The organism is Brevibacillus sp. HD3.3A (assembly GCF_013284375.2).
Classification (GTDB): domain Bacteria; phylum Bacillota; class Bacilli; order Brevibacillales; family Brevibacillaceae; genus Brevibacillus; species Brevibacillus parabrevis.
Window position 1 is genome coordinate 5,090,521 of record NZ_CP085874.1, and the last position, 18,256, is coordinate 5,108,776.

Sequence of the window (18,256 nt, forward strand, 5' to 3'; positions counted from 1 at the left end):
GAAACGCTCTCCCTCCCACTATGCCGATTTATCCAGCAACGTCTTGCTCCATCTGCTGCCTGCGATACTGCTCGGCGTACCAGCCGTTTTGCTGCATCAGCTCGGCATGTGTTCCCCGCTCGACAATTCGCCCCTCATCGAGCACGAGGATCAGCTCGGCATGCTGGACGGCAGACAGGCGATGCGCCGTAATGATCGTCGTCTTGTTGGCACGCTCCTGGCGCAGATGGCGCAAAATCGCCTCCTCCGTGCGTGCGTCAACCGCCGACAAGGAATCGTCCAAGACGAGGATGCCCGCATCGAGCAGCAGGGCGCGGGCAATCGAGATTCGTTGCTTTTGTCCCCCGGAGAGCGTCACGCCTTTTTCTCCGACCATCGTTTTCAATCCTTCGCGGAATTGCATCAGGTCGCTCTCCATTTCCGCCAGCCGCATCGCGTGCAGCACTTCCGCCTCGCTCGCACCCGGCTTGCCGAACGAGACGTTTTCCGCAATCGTGCGGGAGAACAGCAAGTGCTCCTGGGGCACATACGCGATCTTTTGCCGCAGCGTATCAAAAGACAGCTCCTCAATCGGCACGCCTCCGACGAACAGCGTCTGACTTTTCATTTCATACTGGTGCAAAAGAGCGCGGCACAAGGTCGACTTCCCGCTCCCTGTCCGGCCGACAATGCCCAGCGTCTCCCCTTCGCGCAAAAAAAACGTAATGTCGGACAGCGCCAGCTTGTCACTGCCCGGGTAGGCGAACGAAAAGTGGCGAGCTTCTACTGTATGGGGTGTCTCTGCCGCAATCGGATGGTCAACCTCGTGCACATCGGGCTGCTCCACAAGCAGCTCGGACAGACGCTTGTGGGACGCGCCGCCACGCTGCAACACATTGACTAGCCAGCCAAAAGCGAACATCGGCCAGATCAACAGCCCGAGGTACAGGTTGAAGGCGACCAGTTCCCCCAAAGAAATCGCGCTCGTAAAGACAAGGTATGTTCCATAGCCAAGCCCGATCAAAAAGCTGAAACCTATAATGATGGCAATTGTCGGCTCGAACAGGGCGTCGATCCGCGACACGCTGACGTTTCGCTCCAGCGTTTTCTCGCTGACTCTTCTGTAGGCTTCAATATCTTCCTTTTCCTGCACAAACGCCCGCAGTACCCGCACGCCGGAAATCGACTGCTGGACGTGATCGTTCATCTCGCCGAACGCTTCCTGCGCCAAGTAAAAGCGCTCATGCAGCAAGCGGCCGTAATAGGCAGTCGACCAGGCCAAAAAAGGCATCGGAATCAAAGCGGCGAGCGTCAGCTTCCAGTCGATCGCGGTCACCATGACTCCGAGCGTCAAAAGCGTCATGAACAACGAATCGACCAGCGTGAGCACTCCGGTACTCGCCGTCTGCTCGATGGCGGGAATGTCGTTGGTTGCCACAGCCATCAAATCACCGCTGCGCTTGCGATGGTAAAAAGACGGCGTCATCCGGGTCAAATGCCCGAAAAGCCGCTCTCGCAAAGTTCGCTCCAAAATCAACGCGCCGCCGTTCAGCAAATACCTCCAGGCAAAGCGCATCGCGTACAGCCCGACCCCAAGCGCGAGCAAAATCGTGACTGTCCGCGTCAAGTCTTGGGCAGTCAAAGAGCTGTTGCGCATCGCGTCGACAGTCTCGCCGATCAGCCGCGGCGGCCAGAGCATCAAAATGTCGATGAAAAACAAAAAGGCTATGCCGATCGTGTACCGCTTCCAGTGGGCACGAAAAAACCAGGATAGCTCCTTGAGTGTCTTCAAGCTAATCACCTCTTTTTATCGAGCAAAAAAGGGCGTGCGAATCGCGCAGCCCCTTTTTGCTTCCTTCATCGTAATTGACTGAATTTTCTTTGTCAATCTACCTTTTTTGTCTGGCTCTTTCCTGCCATTCTTCCTTCAACATGCTGTACACGGCATGGTCGACAAAATGGTCATACAAAAACTCATTGCGCCGCAGGATTCCCTCCAGTTGAAAGCCGAGTCTCTCGGGGATCGCTCTGCTTTTCGAATTGCCTGTCGCCGCCTGAATCGTGATTTTCTCCAAGTTCCATGAACCGAAAACAAGGTGATCCATATACGCCGCCACTGCTTTGGTCATCAGCCCCTTGCCCTGAAAGCCGGCGCCAAGCCAATAGCCCAGTGATGTCTTCTTGTTGATCCAGTCCAGATTGTGCACACCGAGAGTCCCGGCCATCCGACCGTTATACCAGATTCCGTAGTGAATCCCTTGATTGTCGTCATACTGTTGAATCGTTCTTTGGATGAAATAGCTCGTGTCATCCTCGCACTTCGTGTAATTCAGCCAAGGCAGCCACTCTTTGAGGTAGGATCGGTTCGTATCGGTGAGCCAAAACATTTCGCTGGCATCCGACAACTCCAACTGTTTGAGAAATGCTTCTTCGGAAATCGGGATCGTTCTCATGATAACCGCTCCTCCTTCTCATTCGCTTTCAACGGGCAAGCAACTTCTTACGCTCGATTATGCGGCTGGTTCCATAATTTAGCAAGAATCAGACGATCTATTCCTGAAAAAAAGCGCCCGCCATAAAAAGGCAGACGCTCCTGATACGACGGACTATTGTTTGCTTTTCGCGATCTCTTCCGGCTTGAAAATGCCCGTCTCTGTCACAATCGCGGTAATGTACTGGGCAGGCGTCACGTCAAACGCCGGATTGTACACCTTGATATCATCCGGTGCTACCTGTTTGCCCAAGCCGTGTGTGATCTCTTCTGCCGGACGTTCCTCGATCGGAATTTCCGCACCTGTCGCCGTCGCCAGATCGACAGAGGACAGCGGCGCCGCTACATAGAAAGGAATGCCATGCGCTTTTGCCAAAACGGCTACTCCATACGTGCCGATTTTGTTGGCGACGTCGCCGTTGGCCGCTACACGGTCTGTTCCCACGACAACGGCCTGCACTTTGCCTTGCGACATGACCATAGCTGCCATGTTGTCGCAAATCAAGGTGACATCAATCCCAGCCTGCTGCAATTCATAGGCGGTCAGGCGAGCGCCTTGCAATACGGGGCGCGTCTCGTCGGCGTATACTTTCAAATCCCACCCGCGTTCTTTTGCCAAATAGAAAGGAGCGGTAGCCGTACCGTATGCAGCAGTAGCCAGCGCACCCGGATTACAGTGTGTAAGCACGCCCATGCCGTCTTGCAACAGCGTCAGCAAATGTTCGCCGATCGTGCGACATACTTCTGCGTCTTCTTTTTGAATCGCCAGTGCTTCGTCGAGCACAGCTTTTTTCAGCTCGTCAACGGGCAAGGCGGAGTTTTGTTGCACGCGTGCTTTGATCCGGTCAAGCGCCCAGAACAGATTCACAGCAGTTGGCCGGGACGTTCCCAAATAGTCTGCCTGGCTGTTCAGCTCTTGCCAAAACTGTTCATACGTTTGCGCTTCGCTGCCGCGGATTCCCAAATACAGTCCGTAGGCGGCGGCCATGCCGATTGCCGGTGCTCCGCGCACTTCCAGGCGGCGAATCGAGCCCCATACTTGTTCGGCGGTCGTCAGCTGCAAATAAATCGTTTCTACTGGCAAACGCGTCTGATCAAGCAAGACGAGTACGTCGTCTTCCCACTTGACTGGCGTTGTTTGTGTACTGGTTGTCATACTGTCGTTGCCTCCTGATAGTAGCGTGCGGTTACGTTGCGGACGATGTCCGTGATGTCTGTCGATTCCTCAATGTCGTTGCGTCCGAGAATCAGCGCTTCCCCGATCGCCAGCGCCAGTCGTTCTGCTTCGGCGCGTTTTTCGGCGTCTGCGATGGCATTCAGATCAGCCACTCCTGCCAGGCCGATCACACGGCGCAAAATTTTGCATCCGGCATAGCCTGCCGTATCCTGAATCAGTCGTTTCACGTAGCTTTGCCACAAGCCCTCGACATGAGCGCTGCGTTCTTTAGCCTGCTTGTGCCAGAGCTGGACAAACTGGGAAACAAATTCGTTCCAGACATCTTCAACCGTTTCCAGTAAGTATTCGCGGTAGGAGTCGCGTTCTCCTTGGTCATTTTGCAAGCCGTGCTGACCGGCGTAGTTGAGCAGCAGGTTGGCGATAACGGCACCGATGTCAAAACCGATCGGCCCGTAGTAGGCAAATTCGGGGTCGATCGCTTTCAGGCTGCTCTCGGTGATGAAGATGCTGCCTGTGTGCAAATCGCCGTGCAAAAGTGCTTCTGCGCGAGTCAGGAAATCGAATTTCAGCTTGGCGATTTCCAGCTTGAGCGGCTTGTTGTTCCAGATGGCCTCTACTTCTTTGCGGATCAGCGGGTTAAAGTCGTTGGTCGGCGCATTTTCATACGGGTCGGTAAAGACGAGATCTTCTGTGATTTTGCATAATTCCGGATTTATGAATGTTCCGACTAGCGCTTTTTTGTCGTACGGATGCGCCCCCAAATCGGATGTGTAGAACAAGGTTTGCGCGAGAAAACGTCCGATCTGCTTCGGAAAAAGCGGGTAGCGCTTGCCCTCAATCAAGCCTTTGCGCATGATGACGTGGTCGCCTACGTTCTCCATCACCGTCAGCGCCAGCTCCTGATCGAAGTGGTATACTTCCGGCACCAGGTCAGGCACGTATTTGTGCTGGATGCGGAGCGCTTCACTCTCGATGCGGGCACGGTCAATCGTCAGCGGCCATGATTCTCCCACGACTCTCGCAAACGGCAACGCTTGCTTCACGATGACTTTTTTTCCGGTAGCCGGCTCCTGGATATCGAACACGAGGTTCAGATTCCCGTCACCGATTTCGCGGCTGGTCAGCTCTGCTCCTTCTGTAAACAGACCCGGCAAGCCTTTTACGTACTCTACTGCTTCCTGCTCAGTCAATGCGCGGTATGCCATGATTGATTACTCCCCTCACAAATCGTTTTTTTCTCTATCTCGAACGGAATGACAAAATGGTCAGGAATCCGTGTCCAAACGCACAAAAAAGACCTCTTTCCCGAAGAAAAGAGGTCGCTGTCGCCACGTATAATAAACGTGTCATGTCCCCCTTATCTTCCAGACCACTTTTGTTTCTGCAGGAATTAGCACCGTGCACGTCGCTTTTTGTTTCAGCCGCTGCTCGCGTTGAAATAGCGTCGTGTCGGTTGCCGGGTATCATCGGGCCAGTCCCTCCACCTTCTCTGGATAAGGTATCCAAACGTATGCGGTTTTGATTTAGTTTGAATCATACAACCTGCCGTTCCACGATGTCAACACCCTTTTTTCGCAAACCGCGCTTCTCTCCTACCAGACGTGCTGAGTGCCGGAAGCAGCCGGGCGATCCCAGTTCCACCAGTCAATTTGGCCGACAAAGGCAGCGGTAATCGACTTCTCATCCTTGAGTTTGAGCAGTTCCTTCGTCGGTCCGGTCAGGACTGCTCCGTAGAGGCGAACGCCTTTTTCCTGCAAGTAGCGATAGCGCTCCTCGACTTGCGGATCGCTTCGCGAGACCAAATATTGTCCCATGTCGCGCGCGAGGCTTTTTTGCTCGACAAGGTAGGCCATTTCCCCCAAAAAGGCTGCCATCCGTCGGCTTCCTTCTCCGTTGACCTGAATCGGAGCCGCTCCGTAATTCAGCTCGTGCTCCGCAAATCCCCATGCTTCTCCCGGCCCCAAGAGCAGGTAGCCGTCTTTTTGGTCTTCGTGCCTGGCTTCCACTCCGGTGTCCACTGCCAACCAGACCGTATCCTGGTTGGCGGAGCTGATGTAGCGGGAGATTCGCTCATAATACTGCTCGTACGTCAAAAAATCAGCAAAAGAGACAGCCAACTGGGCAACGGTTCCTTCGGGGAGCTTCTCCAAAGTCGTCCAGGCTGGCGTGCGCCAATGCGCCAGTTCGTCTGCGTCCGGTTTTTGCCCGCTTTGAAGCGGATAGCGGAAAAACAGCTTTTGCTCCCTCACTCCGTTGGTCCATTGCGGCTTGGCGTTGACGTTCCACAACACGTTGGTGCTTTCAAAGCGGCCTGCGTTTTTGATGTCCGCCCCTACTCGCTCGCGAAGCTCCATCTGGATGCTGCCGTACAGCAGTCCCACCTGCGCGCCGCTGCTGCCCACGCTGACACCCGGCTGCGTAAAATTGACCATGTCCTTCGCTACCCGGTGCAGATCATCGTGCATCGACGACCCTACCCATCCGTTGACGCCCAGAAATACCACGCCAATTACAAACGGGATGGCAAAAGCGTACACGGAACTGAGCAAGCGATTTTTCCATTTTCCCCGCCGGACAATCGCCCTCTGCTTCGCTTCGGAAAGCTGGCTGTGCCCGCCCTCGTCCAGCGCGTCGAGTTCCCGTGGTTGCTGCTCTCCTTCTTCGCCCAGCAAAAGCCGCTCCAGCCGCTCTGCGCATGCCTCATCGGCTGCCAGCTCCTCGCCAAGCCGCTTTGCTTCTTCCCCTGTCAGTTCCCCTCTCAAATAAGCGAGCAGCTTTTGCTCGCGATCATGACCGTTTTGGTGCGTCATGGCCCTTCCTCCTTCCACAGCTTCCGCATCTTTTGCCGACCGCGAAACAGCGAGCGTTTGACGTCCGCCAGTTCGATCTCCAACACCTCTGCCATTTCCGCGTAGGAAAATTGCATGGCTGACAGCAAAATGACCTGTCGTTGCTTGGGCGGCAATTGCTCCAGATGCGCATATGCCTCTTTCCACAATTCCTGAGCGACCAACAGTTCCGCCGGGTCGCTCGCGGATGCGTCCGGTCGTTCCGGCATCTTTTCCATGTAGTCGACCGGGCGGCGCTTTTGCTTGCGGTGCCAATCGATAAAAGCGTGGTAAGCGACCTTGAACAGCCATGGCCTGACCTTTTCGCCGCGGTAGTCTTCCAGGGAGGCATACGCCCGGAAAAAAACCTCCTGCGTCAAGTCCTCCGCATGCCTGGTATCGCGTGTCAGCCGGAAAAGGTAGCGGTATATGTCGTTTACGTGCATCTGGTACACATACTCCAAGCCTACTTTCCCAATGCCTCCACATCCCTTCTTTACGTACCACGCCCTCTAGCGAAAAAAGTTTCACTTCCGGCCACTTTTTCCCTCTCTACAGAGAGCACATTCCGGCAAAAAACAAAGATTGACTACGGACAACAGAAGTCATATCATGGGTGTAGCACACACGGCTGACTGGCCTGTGAACCACATAACTCTTATCGCGAGCTGGCTGAGGGACTGGCCCTATGATGCCCGGCAACCGGCGCTATTTTTTTCTTGAATAGCGAAACGGTGCTAATTCCAACGGATAAGAGTCGGTACGAGAAGCGGCATTGCTGCGTCTTCTGTCCCGACTACTGACCCGAGAGATGAGAGGAGACGAGACGTTTTTATAGTCGACAACCGCCTCCCCGCTCTGGGGAGGCTTTTTTACATGCCCGAAAGCTTCACGAAACTTTTCAAGCTGCCCAAGGAGGACTAGCATGAGTGATCAACGCATCCTCGTCACTTATTTGACGCAAGCCAAAGACTTACACAAAAAAGCAGCCGCCATCGCCGTTGGCATGACGGTCGGCTCCTGGACGGATTTGCCCGCAGCGAAGCAAGCTGAGCTGGCTCCTTATCTCGGGGAAGCCGTGAGCGCTACGCCGCTTGAGACATTGGAAAACGGCGAGACGCGCGGACTGATCACCGTCAGTTACCCGACGCGCAATTTTACGCACGACATTCCTTCGCTTTTGACCGGAATCTTCGGGAAACTGTCCATGGACGGAAAAATCAAGCTGGTGGACATCACTTTCCCTGAGTCGTTTCTACAAGCTTTTCCCGGACCAAAGTTCGGCATTGACGGACTGCGCGGACGTTTGGATGCACAAAACCGCCCGCTGTTGATGAGCATTTTCAAATCTTGCCTCGGTCTTCCGTTCGAAGATTTGAAGACGCAATTCCGGGCACAGGCGCTCGGTGGCGTCGATCTGGTCAAAGATGACGAAATCTTCTTCGCAGACGATCGCGCGCCGTTTTTGGAGCGTATCCGCGCCTTCAAGGAGATCGCGCAGGAGACAGAAGCGCAAACTGGCAAGCCTGTCCTCTACGCGGCCAACCTGACTGGCCCGATCAACGAGCTGAACGAAAAAGCAAAGCGTGCCGTGGAAGCTGGCGCAGATTGCCTGCTGTTCAACGTCCTCGCTTTTGGCTTCGATGCCTTGCACCGCCTGGCAGCCGATCCGGACGTCAACATCCCGATCATGGCCCACCCCGCTCTCGCTGGCGCTTACTATCCGTCGCCTGATTACGGGATCGCCACTCCGCTTTTGCTCGGCACCCTGATGCGAATTGCCGGAGCAGACCTGGTGCTGTTCCCGTCGCCATACGGCAACGTCGCCCTGGACAAAACAGAAGCGCTGCAACTGGCGACCAACTTGACCACTCCGTTGGAAGGCGTGCGCCGCTCGTTCCCGGTTCCATCAGCCGGCATCCATCCGGGACTCGTCCCGCAGCTTTATGCGGATTTCGGTCTGGACCAAATCGTCAATGCTGGCGGCGGCATTCACGGACATCCGGGCGGCGCTACCGCAGGAGCCAAAGCGTTCGTCGATGCAATCGCAGCAGTCACGGCTGGACACAGCCTGGAAGAAGCGGCGAACCAATCGCCTGAACTGGCGGCAGCCCTGGAGAAATGGGGTGGCGCACGATGAGCAAAAAGCTCGTGCTGTTCTGCGATTTTGACGGAACGATTACGGAAAAAGACAACATCGTCGCGATTGTAAAAAAATTCGCTCCCCCTGAGTGGGAAGCTCTTACCGAACAAATTTTGTCGCAAAAAATCAGCGTACAGGAAGGCGTCGGCAAGCTGTTTCAGCTCTTGCCCTCCTCCCTGCGCCAGGACATTGTGGACTACATCGTGAACGAAGCGACCATTCGCCCCGGCTTTGCCGATTTTGTCCGCTTTTGCCGCGAGGAAGGCATCGAGCTGCTGATCACGAGCGGCGGCATCGACTTTTTCGTAAAGCCGATCCTCGCCCCGTTTGATCTGGATCATGTCCCGATTTACTGCAACGGCAGCGACTTCTCCGGAGAGAACATCACGATTACGTGGCCGCATTCCTGCGACGAGCATTGCACAAACGGCTGTGGCATGTGCAAGACAACCATTATTCGCCGCTACGATCCCGCCACTCACTATCGTGTCGTCATTGGTGATTCCATCACTGACCTGGCTGGCGCCAAAATTGCCGATTTCGTGATCGCCCGCTCCTTCCTCGCGCAAAAAGCCGAGGAGCTACAGCTGTCACACAGCACTTTCGCCACCTTCCACGACGTGATCGCCACACTTACGCAACTGAAACAGGAGGTTGTCTGACACATGACCGCAACACTCGAACAGCGTCTGGACGCGTTTCGTCGTCTCGATGACGCCAAGCTGACATTTGCCCGCCGGGACTGGTTTCCCGGCACAAGCGGCAATCTCTCCATCAAGATTCAAGACGAGCCGCTGCAATTTGCCGTGACGGCAAGCGGCAAGGACAAGACGAAGCTGTCGCCGGAAGACTATCTGGTGGTCGATCAAGATTCCCGTCCCGTGGAGGCAACCTCGCTCAAGCCGTCCGCCGAAACGTTGATCCACGCAGTCGTCTATCAAAAGTTTGCCAAAGCAGGTGCCTGCTTCCACGTCCATACGGTCTGGAACAATCTCATCTCCGAGCTGTACTTCGGCCAACGGGCTTTCACCATTCAAGGCCAGGAGCTGATCAAGGGCCTTGGGATTTGGGAGGAAAATGCGCGGATCACTGTTCCGATTGTTGAGAACTTTGCCGATATTCCGACCCTCGCAGCCGCGATCGAAAAAGTCATCACCCCGGAAATTCCGGGTGTTCTGATCCGCAACCACGGCATTTACGCCTGGGGCGGCAACGACTTTGAAGCGAAGCGCCACCTGGAAGCATTTGAATTTCTGTTTGAGTACCACGCCCGCTGGCTGCAGCTGCGCCAAGCTGTCGTGTCCACTACATCCAACTAATCAAGGGAGGCAAGCATCATGGCACAAATTCGTTTCCACGACAACAACGAGTACATTTCCGCTCCGGAGGAAGTCATTTCCTTCCTGGACACCCAAGAAATCATTTATGAAAAATGGGATGTAGCTCGCCTCGATCCGAAGCACCGCGACAACTACAGCCCGACAGACGAAGAAAAGCAAGAAATTCTCGACACCTTCAAGCCGGAAATCGATGCGATCAGCCAACGCCGCGGCTACTTGACTGCCGATATTATCGTCCTCTCCGACAAAACGCCGAACCTCGACGAGCTGTTGGTAAAATTCAAAGGCGAGCATCACCACACAGATGATGAGTGCCGCTTCTGCGTAGACGGGCACGGCATTTTCGCGATCAAAGGAAAAGACGGACGTTACTTCGACGTTGAGCTTTCCCCTGGCGATCTGATTTCGGTACCGCCGAACTTCCGCCACTACTTCACGCTGATGGATGACCGCAAAATCAAAGCGATCCGTCTGTTTGTCACACCTGCTGGCTGGGAAGCTATCTACTAATACAAAGTGCGGAATGCGAAACACCCTGGAGCGAATGCTGCACCAGGGTGTTCTTGTTTCTTTTAACGTATTTTAGCGGATGACGCCGTTGCCCTTGATCGACAGCTCCGGCACGAACTTCACTTCCGCCTGGGCAAAAGCTTTGGGCCAATTATCTTGCACCTTTTTCCACTCCTGATACGCATGCGCTCGCGCGTACAACCCGAATCCGAATGGATCGACTTCATTTTGCTGGCACTTCACGACCAGTTTCTCAAATTCTTTGCGCAGCTCCGCATTAACCATCTGCTCCATGTCCTTATAATCCTTTTCCATGTCAAAAGGGAACAATCTCTCCGAAATACCGCCGCCGAACTTCATCTTTACTTCGAAATGAAACTTGCCGTCCCGAAAGGTCGTCTTCACTTTTTTGGATGCTTGCTTTGCGATGAGGCTGACTCTGTGCTTGATCATCTTTTTGCTGTCATTGGGCGCAGGGATCGGCACCGTAAAGGTCACTTCGCCCTCTTTTCCGTGCAGAAACAACTGGAGCAGCATCGTTTCCTGACTTTGCAGCAGCTCGACATACGTGCCCTCCTTGCTCAGCACCGCTGTTCCCAAAATCTTGATCGCTTTTTCTTTGCCCACAGCCGTGATGGTTGGATTAATCCCTTTTTCAAACATTTGCCGATGAAAATCTTGCGCCCTCGTCCGCACGGTCAAATTCCGCTGATTAGCGGTATCGATCAGCTTGGTCAGATGCAGGGACAGCCTCGGCTTGTCTGGCGGTTGAAAGTGAAACAAGTCACCTACCTCGCCGTCAAAATAGACCATCCGGGCGTTGACCGTAAAGCGCGCATCACGGAAAATGACGTCGAGAATCTTGAACCAGTCAGGGTGCTCCAAAAGTCGCTTTCCCAGCACGATCGCCTGGATTTTCCCTGAAAGAGTAAGCCCCGTCACCATCTCGTCCAATCGTGCCCGCGCCTGTCGGAAAGACTCCGCTTTTACGCCAAATTCTTCGCTTTTTTTCTTCGCTTCTCGGCTGAAAACCGGACTGGACAAATAAAACAGCAGCTCATCCTTCTCATTCACGTCAACTCCGGCCATCAGCGTAATCGTCGCATCTTCCAAATCGATTCGATCCATGCAGCCCGACAAAAAGAAAAACAGCGCCGAGATCAACAGCAGCTTTCCGGCTTTGCTCATCCCTTTTGCCCCCCTTTTCCGCGCCGAAACAACTGGATCGCCAGCCACCAGATCACGGGGATGATGTATCCGCCAACCATTCCAGTCATGCTCCACACCTCGCTCCACTTTTTCAGATCGATGAACGTGGGCGTATACAGCCAGGCTCCCACGACGATCAGGATCATCAGAATGAACAAGTGCTTGCGATGATCGGCTGACCCGACCATTTGGCTCGTCGTGAACACCGTAAAATACATGTACGGCAGCGTGGTCGTCGACAAAAAGAACAAGTAGAACGCAAGAAAAATGATGTCGATTCGCTCCAGAAAGCGATACTCGATTACTTTCCACAAATTGAGTGTCGGCCACGTATATTGCGTGATTTCATCCGGACTAAAAAAGGAAAAGCTGAACACAGTAATATGCATAAAAATCAGCATGGACAATGTGTTTGCCACCACAATTCCCAGCGAGGCATACTGTTTTCGCTGCAAAAACGGGTACAGAAAAAACGCCAGCTCAAACCCGAGAAAGGACAAAATCGTCGATTTGGTTGCGGAGAAAACCGGCATCCACCCTTCTTTTAGCACAGGCAGCAAGTGAAGCCAATTGGAATACGGCAAGATGGAAAAGACAACGATCGGCATCCACAGCGTCAAGTAAAAAATCAACTCGGCATACCGTCCCAGCACCCGCAGCCCGCCCTGCACAACCATATAGGTAGGGATCACCGTCAATATCGCCAAAACGTATCCTGGCGTCTGGGACAAAATCCACACGTTCACAATCCCGATCCCGTTGGCGATTACCGTCATGGCGGCGAGGGCGCAATAACAGGCGACAAGCGCGGAAACGACCATTCCCAGCCATTTGCCAAAAAAGACGGGAATCAAATCGACGATCGTTTTGCCCGGATAGCGCTTCATGATGTTCACAATGAGGAGGCTTGCCACAGTAGCGCATACCCAGCCAATGAGAATGGAAATCCATCCGTCCGTTCCCGCTTCCTCGGCCAACTCTCGCGGCATGGACAAGACTCCGATCCCCACTTGTGTTCCATGAATAAAAAATACGTACTGGAGGACAGTCAGCTCGTTAAATGCGTATTTTTTCATTCGCCATCCCCCCGAGGACGGTTATCCCCCTGACGCTTGGACTGGACGACGCGGGCGCTGGCCGGACGATTTTTCATGCTCCACAACGGCAAGCGCAGAAACAAGTCCTTCCAGTCTGAAAATCGTACGGGTGCCAGCGGACTTCCGTAAGGCACGCCCAAAGATTCCAGCGAGATCAAATGACCGATCAGCCCCATCATCCCGATCACAATGCCAATAATCCCGAACATCGCAGCCAGTCCCATCATCAAAAACCGCAGCAGCCGCACTGCTGACGCCATGTCGTAGTTCGGGATGATAAAGGAAGAGATCGCGGTAAAAGCGACTACAATCACCATGATGTTGCTGACGATCCCGGCCTGTACAACCGCCTGTCCGATAACGATACCGCCGACGATGCCCACCGTCTGTCCGATCGGCGCAGGCAGCCTCACCCCGGCTTCCCGCAACATTTCCAGCGTCAGTTCCATGATCATCGCTTCCAGCAAGGGAGGAAACGGCACTCTCTCCCGCGACTCTCCCACTGACAAAATCAAGTCGAGCGGAATGACCTCGTAGTTAAAAGAGATCACCGCGATGTAGACGGCTGGCAAAAAGGTAGCCACCAGAAACGCCATAAAGCGCAACAGCCGGATAAAAGTGGCGACCAGCCAGCGGGTACTGTAGTCGTCCACATTTTGAAAAAACGAGGCAAAGGTCGCAGGGCCGATCAAAACGCTGGGAGAGCGATCGACGACAACAGCAACCTTTCCCTGCAAAATGTGCGAAGCAACCGAGTCCGGCCGTTCTGTCATCATGAATTGCGGAAAAGGCGAGTACGGGTTGTCCTCCACCAACTCCTCCAGCTCTCCCGTGTTCAAAATCGAATCGATCCGAATCAGCTTGATTCGATCCTCAAACTCTTGCAGCACCTCGGGATGAACCACATCTGCCAAAAACAGCAGCGACACCCTTGTCGGCGCCCTGTCCCCCACCCAATACTCCTTGATCTTCATCTCCCGATTGGGAAGATAGCGGCGGATCAAGGCGATGTTTTGCATCCCTGTCTCGACGAAGCCTTGATGCGCTCCCTTCAAGGACGCTTCAAGCTGAGGGTCCTCGATGGCGCGCTGCGGCCAGCCATGTGTCTCGACAGCGAGCGCTTCTTTGCGCCCCTCGATAAACAGCAAGCTGCTGCCATCGAGAATCTGCCTTTCGACCTCGTGAAAATCGTATATATTAAACACTTTTCCTACGGACAAAAGATCGTAGATGCTGGCAGGCCCTTCGCTTTGCTGGGAAAGAAGCGGCCGAAGCACATTGTTGTTCACCGAGCTTTTGTCTACCAAACCCGTCAAATAGACTAGCGCGACGCTTCCCTCGACAAACTTGCTCTCGAACGTGCGGATTACTAGATCGGGCGTCAGGGTAAACATCGTGCGCAACTCTGTGATGTTATCGCTTAAACTGTCACTGATCTCACGCGCAGGCACCGGGACAGAAGAGTGACTGAATCTGTCTTTTGCCGATGCCCTTCTTCGTCTCAGCCATCCTCTCATCCCCATCTGTTTTGGTTCCCATCCTCTGCGTAGTTTGTTGTATTAGCGTTCGTGACTGATTCCAAAAATATGCATTCAACTTCTCACAAGCGAACGCGAAAATCGCATAAATCCAAACGACCTGCAAATACTGACAGGAGAACTGGAACAGTTTGGCGGGAGACTCATGAAAAATGGACTAGCCTTTACCCAAATCGTAGTGATGCTGATGCTGACAAATGGACTGATGAATCACGTTCTGGTCATCCCCATGATGTTGGACTCGGCCAAAAGAGATTCCTGGATATCCGTCCTGTTTGCAGGCGTCTTATACCTTATCTGGACGGCTCTGCTCTATTTCATTTACCGCAAAACAGGCAGCGAGCCGCTCCTGCAATGGATGAAGCAGCGCTATGGCCCGGCTGTCGCTTACTTTCTGGCCATCTTGATCTCGCTCTATTGCTTTGTCATCGCCACGACCACCTTGACGGATACGGTCACGTGGATCAATTTATCTTTTGCCCCGCAAACCCCGCTCTCTGTCCATGCAGGTCTGTTCGCCCTGCTTTGCCTGGGAAATGCTTTGCTCGGCATCCGGTCGATTGCCGTGACTTCGACCGTTTTATTGCCCTTTGTCGTAGTGCTCGGATTTTTCGTGATGGCGACCAATTTCCAAAACAAAGACTACAGTCTGCTGCTCCCGATCATGGAAGATGGCCTGGCGCCTGTAGCCAAAGGCATGGTGTACGCAGGGGCAGGCTTTACCGAGATGATCTTGTTTTTGCTGATCAAACATCACTTGCGCGCTCCAATGCCTTACTATCAAATTTTTTTGCTTGCTGTCATCTTCATCGGTTTGACCATCGGACCGACCATTGGCGCCATCGTGGAGTTCGGGCCGCTGGAGGCGACCAAGCTGCGCTATCCGGCTTACGAGGAATGGCGGCTGGCCAACATTGGCCTGTACATTGAGCATCTGGACTTTTTGAGCATCTACCAGTGGTTTAGCGGAGCGTTCACACGCGTCTCCCTATCCCTGCTCCTCATTGTCGATGTTTTTTTAATTCCAAAAGGACGCTCGCGCTTCTGGTGGCTGCTCGGACTTTGTTTCCTCGCGACCGTGCTTTCGCTCTATCCGATCAGTACGATTGAATTTTACAGTTTACTGTCCAAGCTGATTCTGCCTGCCATGCTCGTCCTGGCTGTATCGCTTTCCCTTTTGCTAGCGCTCCTGACAGCCTTTGCCCCAAGGAGGAAGCCACATGAAAAATCGTAGGTTTGCCAAGGTGAAGCAGATACTGGAACACTCTACTGCCACAGCGGACCATGCAGAGCTTTCCTCCCTTAGCATGCGGTCTTTTCATGAGCTGTTTACGGACTGCAATGACGTTTGCATCGAGGAACATACATTGATCCCTGGCCCCGAGCCCTGCTATGTCTCCTTCGTATACTCCGACTGCATTTGTGACCTGGATCGGATCAGCGAATATTTGATGCCGCAGTTGACCCGGCTGTTTTCCGACGAGCAGATCAGGAGCGCAGATGATTTGCGCGAGAAAAAGCTGTTTTTCATGAACGAGTTGACGTACCCGACCGATATTGGCTGGATTTGCAGGCACGTCTTTAGCGGAAACCTGCTCATGGTGTTCGAGGAGTTTCAAATCGCTTTTTACGTCGAGACAGGCAATCCGCCCAAGCGCGATCCCGAAGAGTCCAATACCGATGTGTCCATCCGCGGACCTCGGGATGGGTTCACGGAGGAGATCAGTACGAATCTGGCTTTGATTCGCAAAAGAATGCGGACACACCAGTTGAAGTATCTCCCATACATCCTAGGCAGCCACACCCACACACGAGTCGGTCTCTTGTACCTGAAAGACCAGATCGCGCCGGAGCTGGAACGCGAGATATGCTCGCGCCTGGATAAGTTGGGCAGCAAGGGCATCATCAGCGGGTTGCAAGTAGAAGAGAATTTGTCCCACACCCCACTGACACTGCTCCCGGAGTACCAATACTCGGGAAGACCTGACTACGTGACCAACGCTTTGTTAAAAGGACGTTTTGCCATTTTAGTTGACGGTTCCCCGACCGCCTTGATCGGCCCTGTCAACTTTTCCATGCTGCTGAACGCCGCAGAAGATGCCAGCTCCTCTGTCTTCTCGATCGCCTTTGTCCGGTTTCTGCGGATTTTCTGCGTGCTGATCGCCCTGTTTTTGCCCGGCTTTTGGGTCGCCCTGATCACTTATCATCAGGAACAGCTGCCCTACACATTGATCGCCACCATCGTAAAATCTCGGCAAGGAGTGCCGTTGCCTGCTGCCCTCGAAGTGTTGCTCATGGTGCTGCTGTTTGAGCTGTTCAAGGAGGCTGGCCTGCGTCTGCCCATGGCGATCGGCCAAACGCTTTCGGTCGTCGGCGGATTGATCGTCGGACAAGCTGCGATTTCAGCCGGACTGACCTCTACAGGCAGCCTTGTAATTGTGGCGCTTTCTGTCATGGCAACGTTCACCCTGACGAACCAGCACATTGTCGGAACGATCACCTTGCTCCGGCTTGGCATCAGCGTAGTCTGCTCGCTTTTGGGGATGTTCGGTTTTATGATCTCGGCTCTGGCGACACTTTTGTACTTTGCCAACATGCGTTCCTTTGGCTTGTATTACTTGTCTCCGCTCGCACCGACTTTCTGGCCCGATTTGTACAAAACCGTGTTTCGCACGCCATGGCGCAAAGCCGAACGAAGTCCCGAGTTCCTGCACGACCCTTCGGAAAAAGGGGAGGGCCAACGATGATGCCCCACCTTCGAGCGATTGCAATCACACTCGTTTTCCCTGTTTTGCTCTGCGGTTGCTGGAACGCGCGGGAAATTGAAAATTTGCTTTACGTCAACGCCCTCGGCATCGATTACGTTAACGATGAGTTTGTCGTGTACGCGCAAATCTTGAGCTTTTCCAGCATCGCCAAAACAGAAGCTGGCGGCGCGCGCTCCACCAGTGGATCGGCTGTGGCCAAAGGAACTGGCAAAACGTTCGTAAACGCGCTGTTCAACATTTATCCCACCAGCCAAAAGCAAATGACCTGGAGCCATATCCGCTCCATCGTCTTTAGTGAAAGCGCCTTGGAAAAGAAACATATGGAGGAGATTTTGGACGAGCTGGACCGTTTTTACGAGTTTCGCTACACGCTCTGGACGTTTGCCACCAAAGACCCGATTATCGACATTTTCAATGCAAAGCAGGTGTTCGATTTGCCTGTGATTTACTCGCAACTGGCGAATCCATCCGATCTGTATGAGCAAAACTCTGTGCTGCGTCCGATGAAGCTGTTTCAATTCATCGCGAGAAGAGATGAACCGAACCTCGTTGTCTACGTCCCGATTCTTTCGATCAACCGAAACAGCTGGAGCGAAGACAAGAAAGCGTTGCCCAAATTAAAGATGATCGGCGCATGCCTGCTGCAAAACTTGGAGTCCCGAGGCTGCTGGCCGCGCTCAGACTTGCTGGGGCTGCGCTGGCTCGATGAACACACCGTCCGGACACTGCTAGGGATCAGCAAAGGAGGGCAACTGCTGGCGATGACCATCCTCGAAAAGCCCAAAGTGAAAATCGAGCCACGATTGCAAAACGGCACCGTAACCTTCGCCATCGACATTCACGCCACTGGCTATATCACGCAGGTAGTGACAGTCGGGCCGATCAATGAAATCGAAAAGGAAGCAGCGAAAAAAATCGAGGCGGAAGTACGGGCGCTTTTTGCAAAGGGCCGAAAACATAACATCGACACCTTGCAGCTGGGACACGCTCTCTATCGCAAATACCCGCAAGAGTGGAAACGATTGCAGAAAAACAACGCGCTCCCGCTTTCGCAAGAATCGCTGTCTGCCGTCAACGTTCAGGTGAAGCTAAACAACGGGGGCATCTCGAAAGTGAAGCAAGCCAACTGAGGCACTCCGTCGACTGCAAGCAAACATCTCCCGTATCAGAAAAGTC

At 53.7% G+C, this 18,256-nt stretch carries 16 protein-coding genes and 2 riboswitches; of the genes, 7 read left to right on the top strand and 9 right to left on the bottom strand.

The annotated features are described in order from the left end of the window. Window positions 1–28: 28 nt before the first annotated feature. The 6 genes from HP435_RS23795 to HP435_RS23820 all read right to left on the bottom strand — a co-directional run bounded on the left by HP435_RS23795 (window position 29) and on the right by HP435_RS23820 (window position 6,930). Entirely contained in the window at window positions 29–1,771 is a 1,743-nt protein-coding gene (locus HP435_RS23795) for an ABC transporter ATP-binding protein (protein WP_122964427.1), read from the bottom strand. A gap of 97 nt (window positions 1,772–1,868) precedes the next feature. Continuing rightward, window positions 1,869–2,432 (bottom strand): GNAT family N-acetyltransferase, encoded by a 564-nt coding sequence (locus HP435_RS23800; protein WP_122964426.1) that lies wholly within the window; start codon window positions 2,430–2,432, stop codon window positions 1,869–1,871. A gap of 153 nt (window positions 2,433–2,585) precedes the next feature. After that, window positions 2,586–3,626, bottom strand: a complete 1,041-nt coding sequence (mtnA, locus tag HP435_RS23805) for an S-methyl-5-thioribose-1-phosphate isomerase (protein WP_173596712.1) — start codon at window positions 3,624–3,626, stop codon at window positions 2,586–2,588. Next, window positions 3,623–4,852, bottom strand: coding sequence for an S-methyl-5-thioribose kinase (mtnK, locus tag HP435_RS23810; RefSeq protein WP_122964424.1), 1,230 nt, complete (start codon window positions 4,850–4,852; stop codon window positions 3,623–3,625). Before mtnK ends, mtnA begins: the two co-directional genes overlap by 4 nt. A 149-nt stretch (window positions 4,853–5,001) precedes the next feature. Continuing rightward, window positions 5,002–5,147, bottom strand: a riboswitch (SAM riboswitch). A 92-nt stretch (window positions 5,148–5,239) separates the two neighbouring features. Then, window positions 5,240–6,457 carry an anti-sigma factor gene (locus HP435_RS23815; protein WP_173596711.1) on the bottom strand — a complete coding sequence of 406 codons (1,218 nt, stop codon included), beginning with the start codon at window positions 6,455–6,457 and terminating at the stop codon, window positions 5,240–5,242. Continuing rightward, window positions 6,454–6,930 (bottom strand): sigma-70 family RNA polymerase sigma factor, encoded by a 477-nt coding sequence (locus HP435_RS23820; protein WP_173596769.1) that lies wholly within the window; start codon window positions 6,928–6,930, stop codon window positions 6,454–6,456. Before HP435_RS23820 ends, HP435_RS23815 begins: the two co-directional genes overlap by 4 nt. Window positions 6,931–7,130: 200 nt before the next feature. Beyond that, a riboswitch (SAM riboswitch) is annotated at window positions 7,131–7,232 on the top strand. Between the two features lie 168 nt (window positions 7,233–7,400). On the opposite strand from HP435_RS23820, the gene HP435_RS23825 reads away from it, so the two are divergent. From HP435_RS23825 to HP435_RS23840, 4 genes are read left to right on the top strand one after another with little or no spacing between them, the layout of a single operon-like run. Beyond that, complete coding sequence (locus tag HP435_RS23825; RefSeq protein WP_173598512.1) at window positions 7,401–8,615, top strand: 2,3-diketo-5-methylthiopentyl-1-phosphate enolase; 1,215 nt, start codon at window positions 7,401–7,403, stop codon at window positions 8,613–8,615. Beyond that, a complete protein-coding gene (locus HP435_RS23830) occupies window positions 8,612–9,280 on the top strand; it encodes a 2-hydroxy-3-keto-5-methylthiopentenyl-1-phosphate phosphatase (RefSeq protein WP_173596709.1) in 669 nt (222 codons plus the stop codon). Before HP435_RS23825 ends, HP435_RS23830 begins: the two co-directional genes overlap by 4 nt. A 3-nt stretch (window positions 9,281–9,283) precedes the next feature. Then, a complete protein-coding gene (locus HP435_RS23835; protein WP_122964420.1) occupies window positions 9,284–9,937 on the top strand; it encodes a methylthioribulose 1-phosphate dehydratase in 654 nt (217 codons plus the stop codon). A gap of 18 nt (window positions 9,938–9,955) precedes the next feature. Continuing rightward, entirely contained in the window at window positions 9,956–10,468 is a 513-nt protein-coding gene (locus tag HP435_RS23840) for a 1,2-dihydroxy-3-keto-5-methylthiopentene dioxygenase (RefSeq protein ID WP_063227299.1), read from the top strand. A gap of 72 nt (window positions 10,469–10,540) precedes the next feature. On the opposite strand, the gene HP435_RS23845 is transcribed toward HP435_RS23840, so the two are convergent. The 3 genes from HP435_RS23845 to HP435_RS23855 are packed head-to-tail and all read right to left on the bottom strand — an operon-like array spanning window position 10,541 to window position 14,297. Further along, entirely contained in the window at window positions 10,541–11,656 is a 1,116-nt protein-coding gene (locus HP435_RS23845) for a Ger(x)C family spore germination protein (RefSeq protein ID WP_122964419.1), read from the bottom strand. Beyond that, a complete protein-coding gene (locus HP435_RS23850; RefSeq protein WP_173598513.1) occupies window positions 11,653–12,753 on the bottom strand; it encodes a GerAB/ArcD/ProY family transporter in 1,101 nt (366 codons plus the stop codon). Before HP435_RS23850 ends, HP435_RS23845 begins: the two co-directional genes overlap by 4 nt. Next, complete coding sequence (locus HP435_RS23855; protein WP_122964417.1) at window positions 12,750–14,297, bottom strand: spore germination protein; 1,548 nt, start codon at window positions 14,295–14,297, stop codon at window positions 12,750–12,752. The genes HP435_RS23850 and HP435_RS23855 overlap by 4 nt, the downstream gene beginning before the upstream one ends. Before the next feature lie 160 nt (window positions 14,298–14,457). Here HP435_RS23855 and HP435_RS23860 point away from each other — a divergent pair, with 160 nt between their 5' ends. The 3 genes from HP435_RS23860 to HP435_RS23870 are packed head-to-tail and all read left to right on the top strand — an operon-like array spanning window position 14,458 to window position 18,210. Next, window positions 14,458–15,546: an endospore germination permease gene (locus tag HP435_RS23860; protein ID WP_122964416.1), complete on the top strand. Its 1,089-nt coding sequence runs from the start codon at window positions 14,458–14,460 to the stop codon at window positions 15,544–15,546. Beyond that, window positions 15,533–17,059: a spore germination protein gene (locus tag HP435_RS23865; protein WP_122964415.1), complete on the top strand. Its 1,527-nt coding sequence runs from the start codon at window positions 15,533–15,535 to the stop codon at window positions 17,057–17,059. Before HP435_RS23860 ends, HP435_RS23865 begins: the two co-directional genes overlap by 14 nt. Further along, window positions 17,056–18,210, top strand: a complete 1,155-nt coding sequence (locus HP435_RS23870; protein WP_229049748.1) for a Ger(x)C family spore germination protein — start codon at window positions 17,056–17,058, stop codon at window positions 18,208–18,210. The genes HP435_RS23865 and HP435_RS23870 overlap by 4 nt, the downstream gene beginning before the upstream one ends. Window positions 18,211–18,256: the final 46 nt, after the last annotated feature.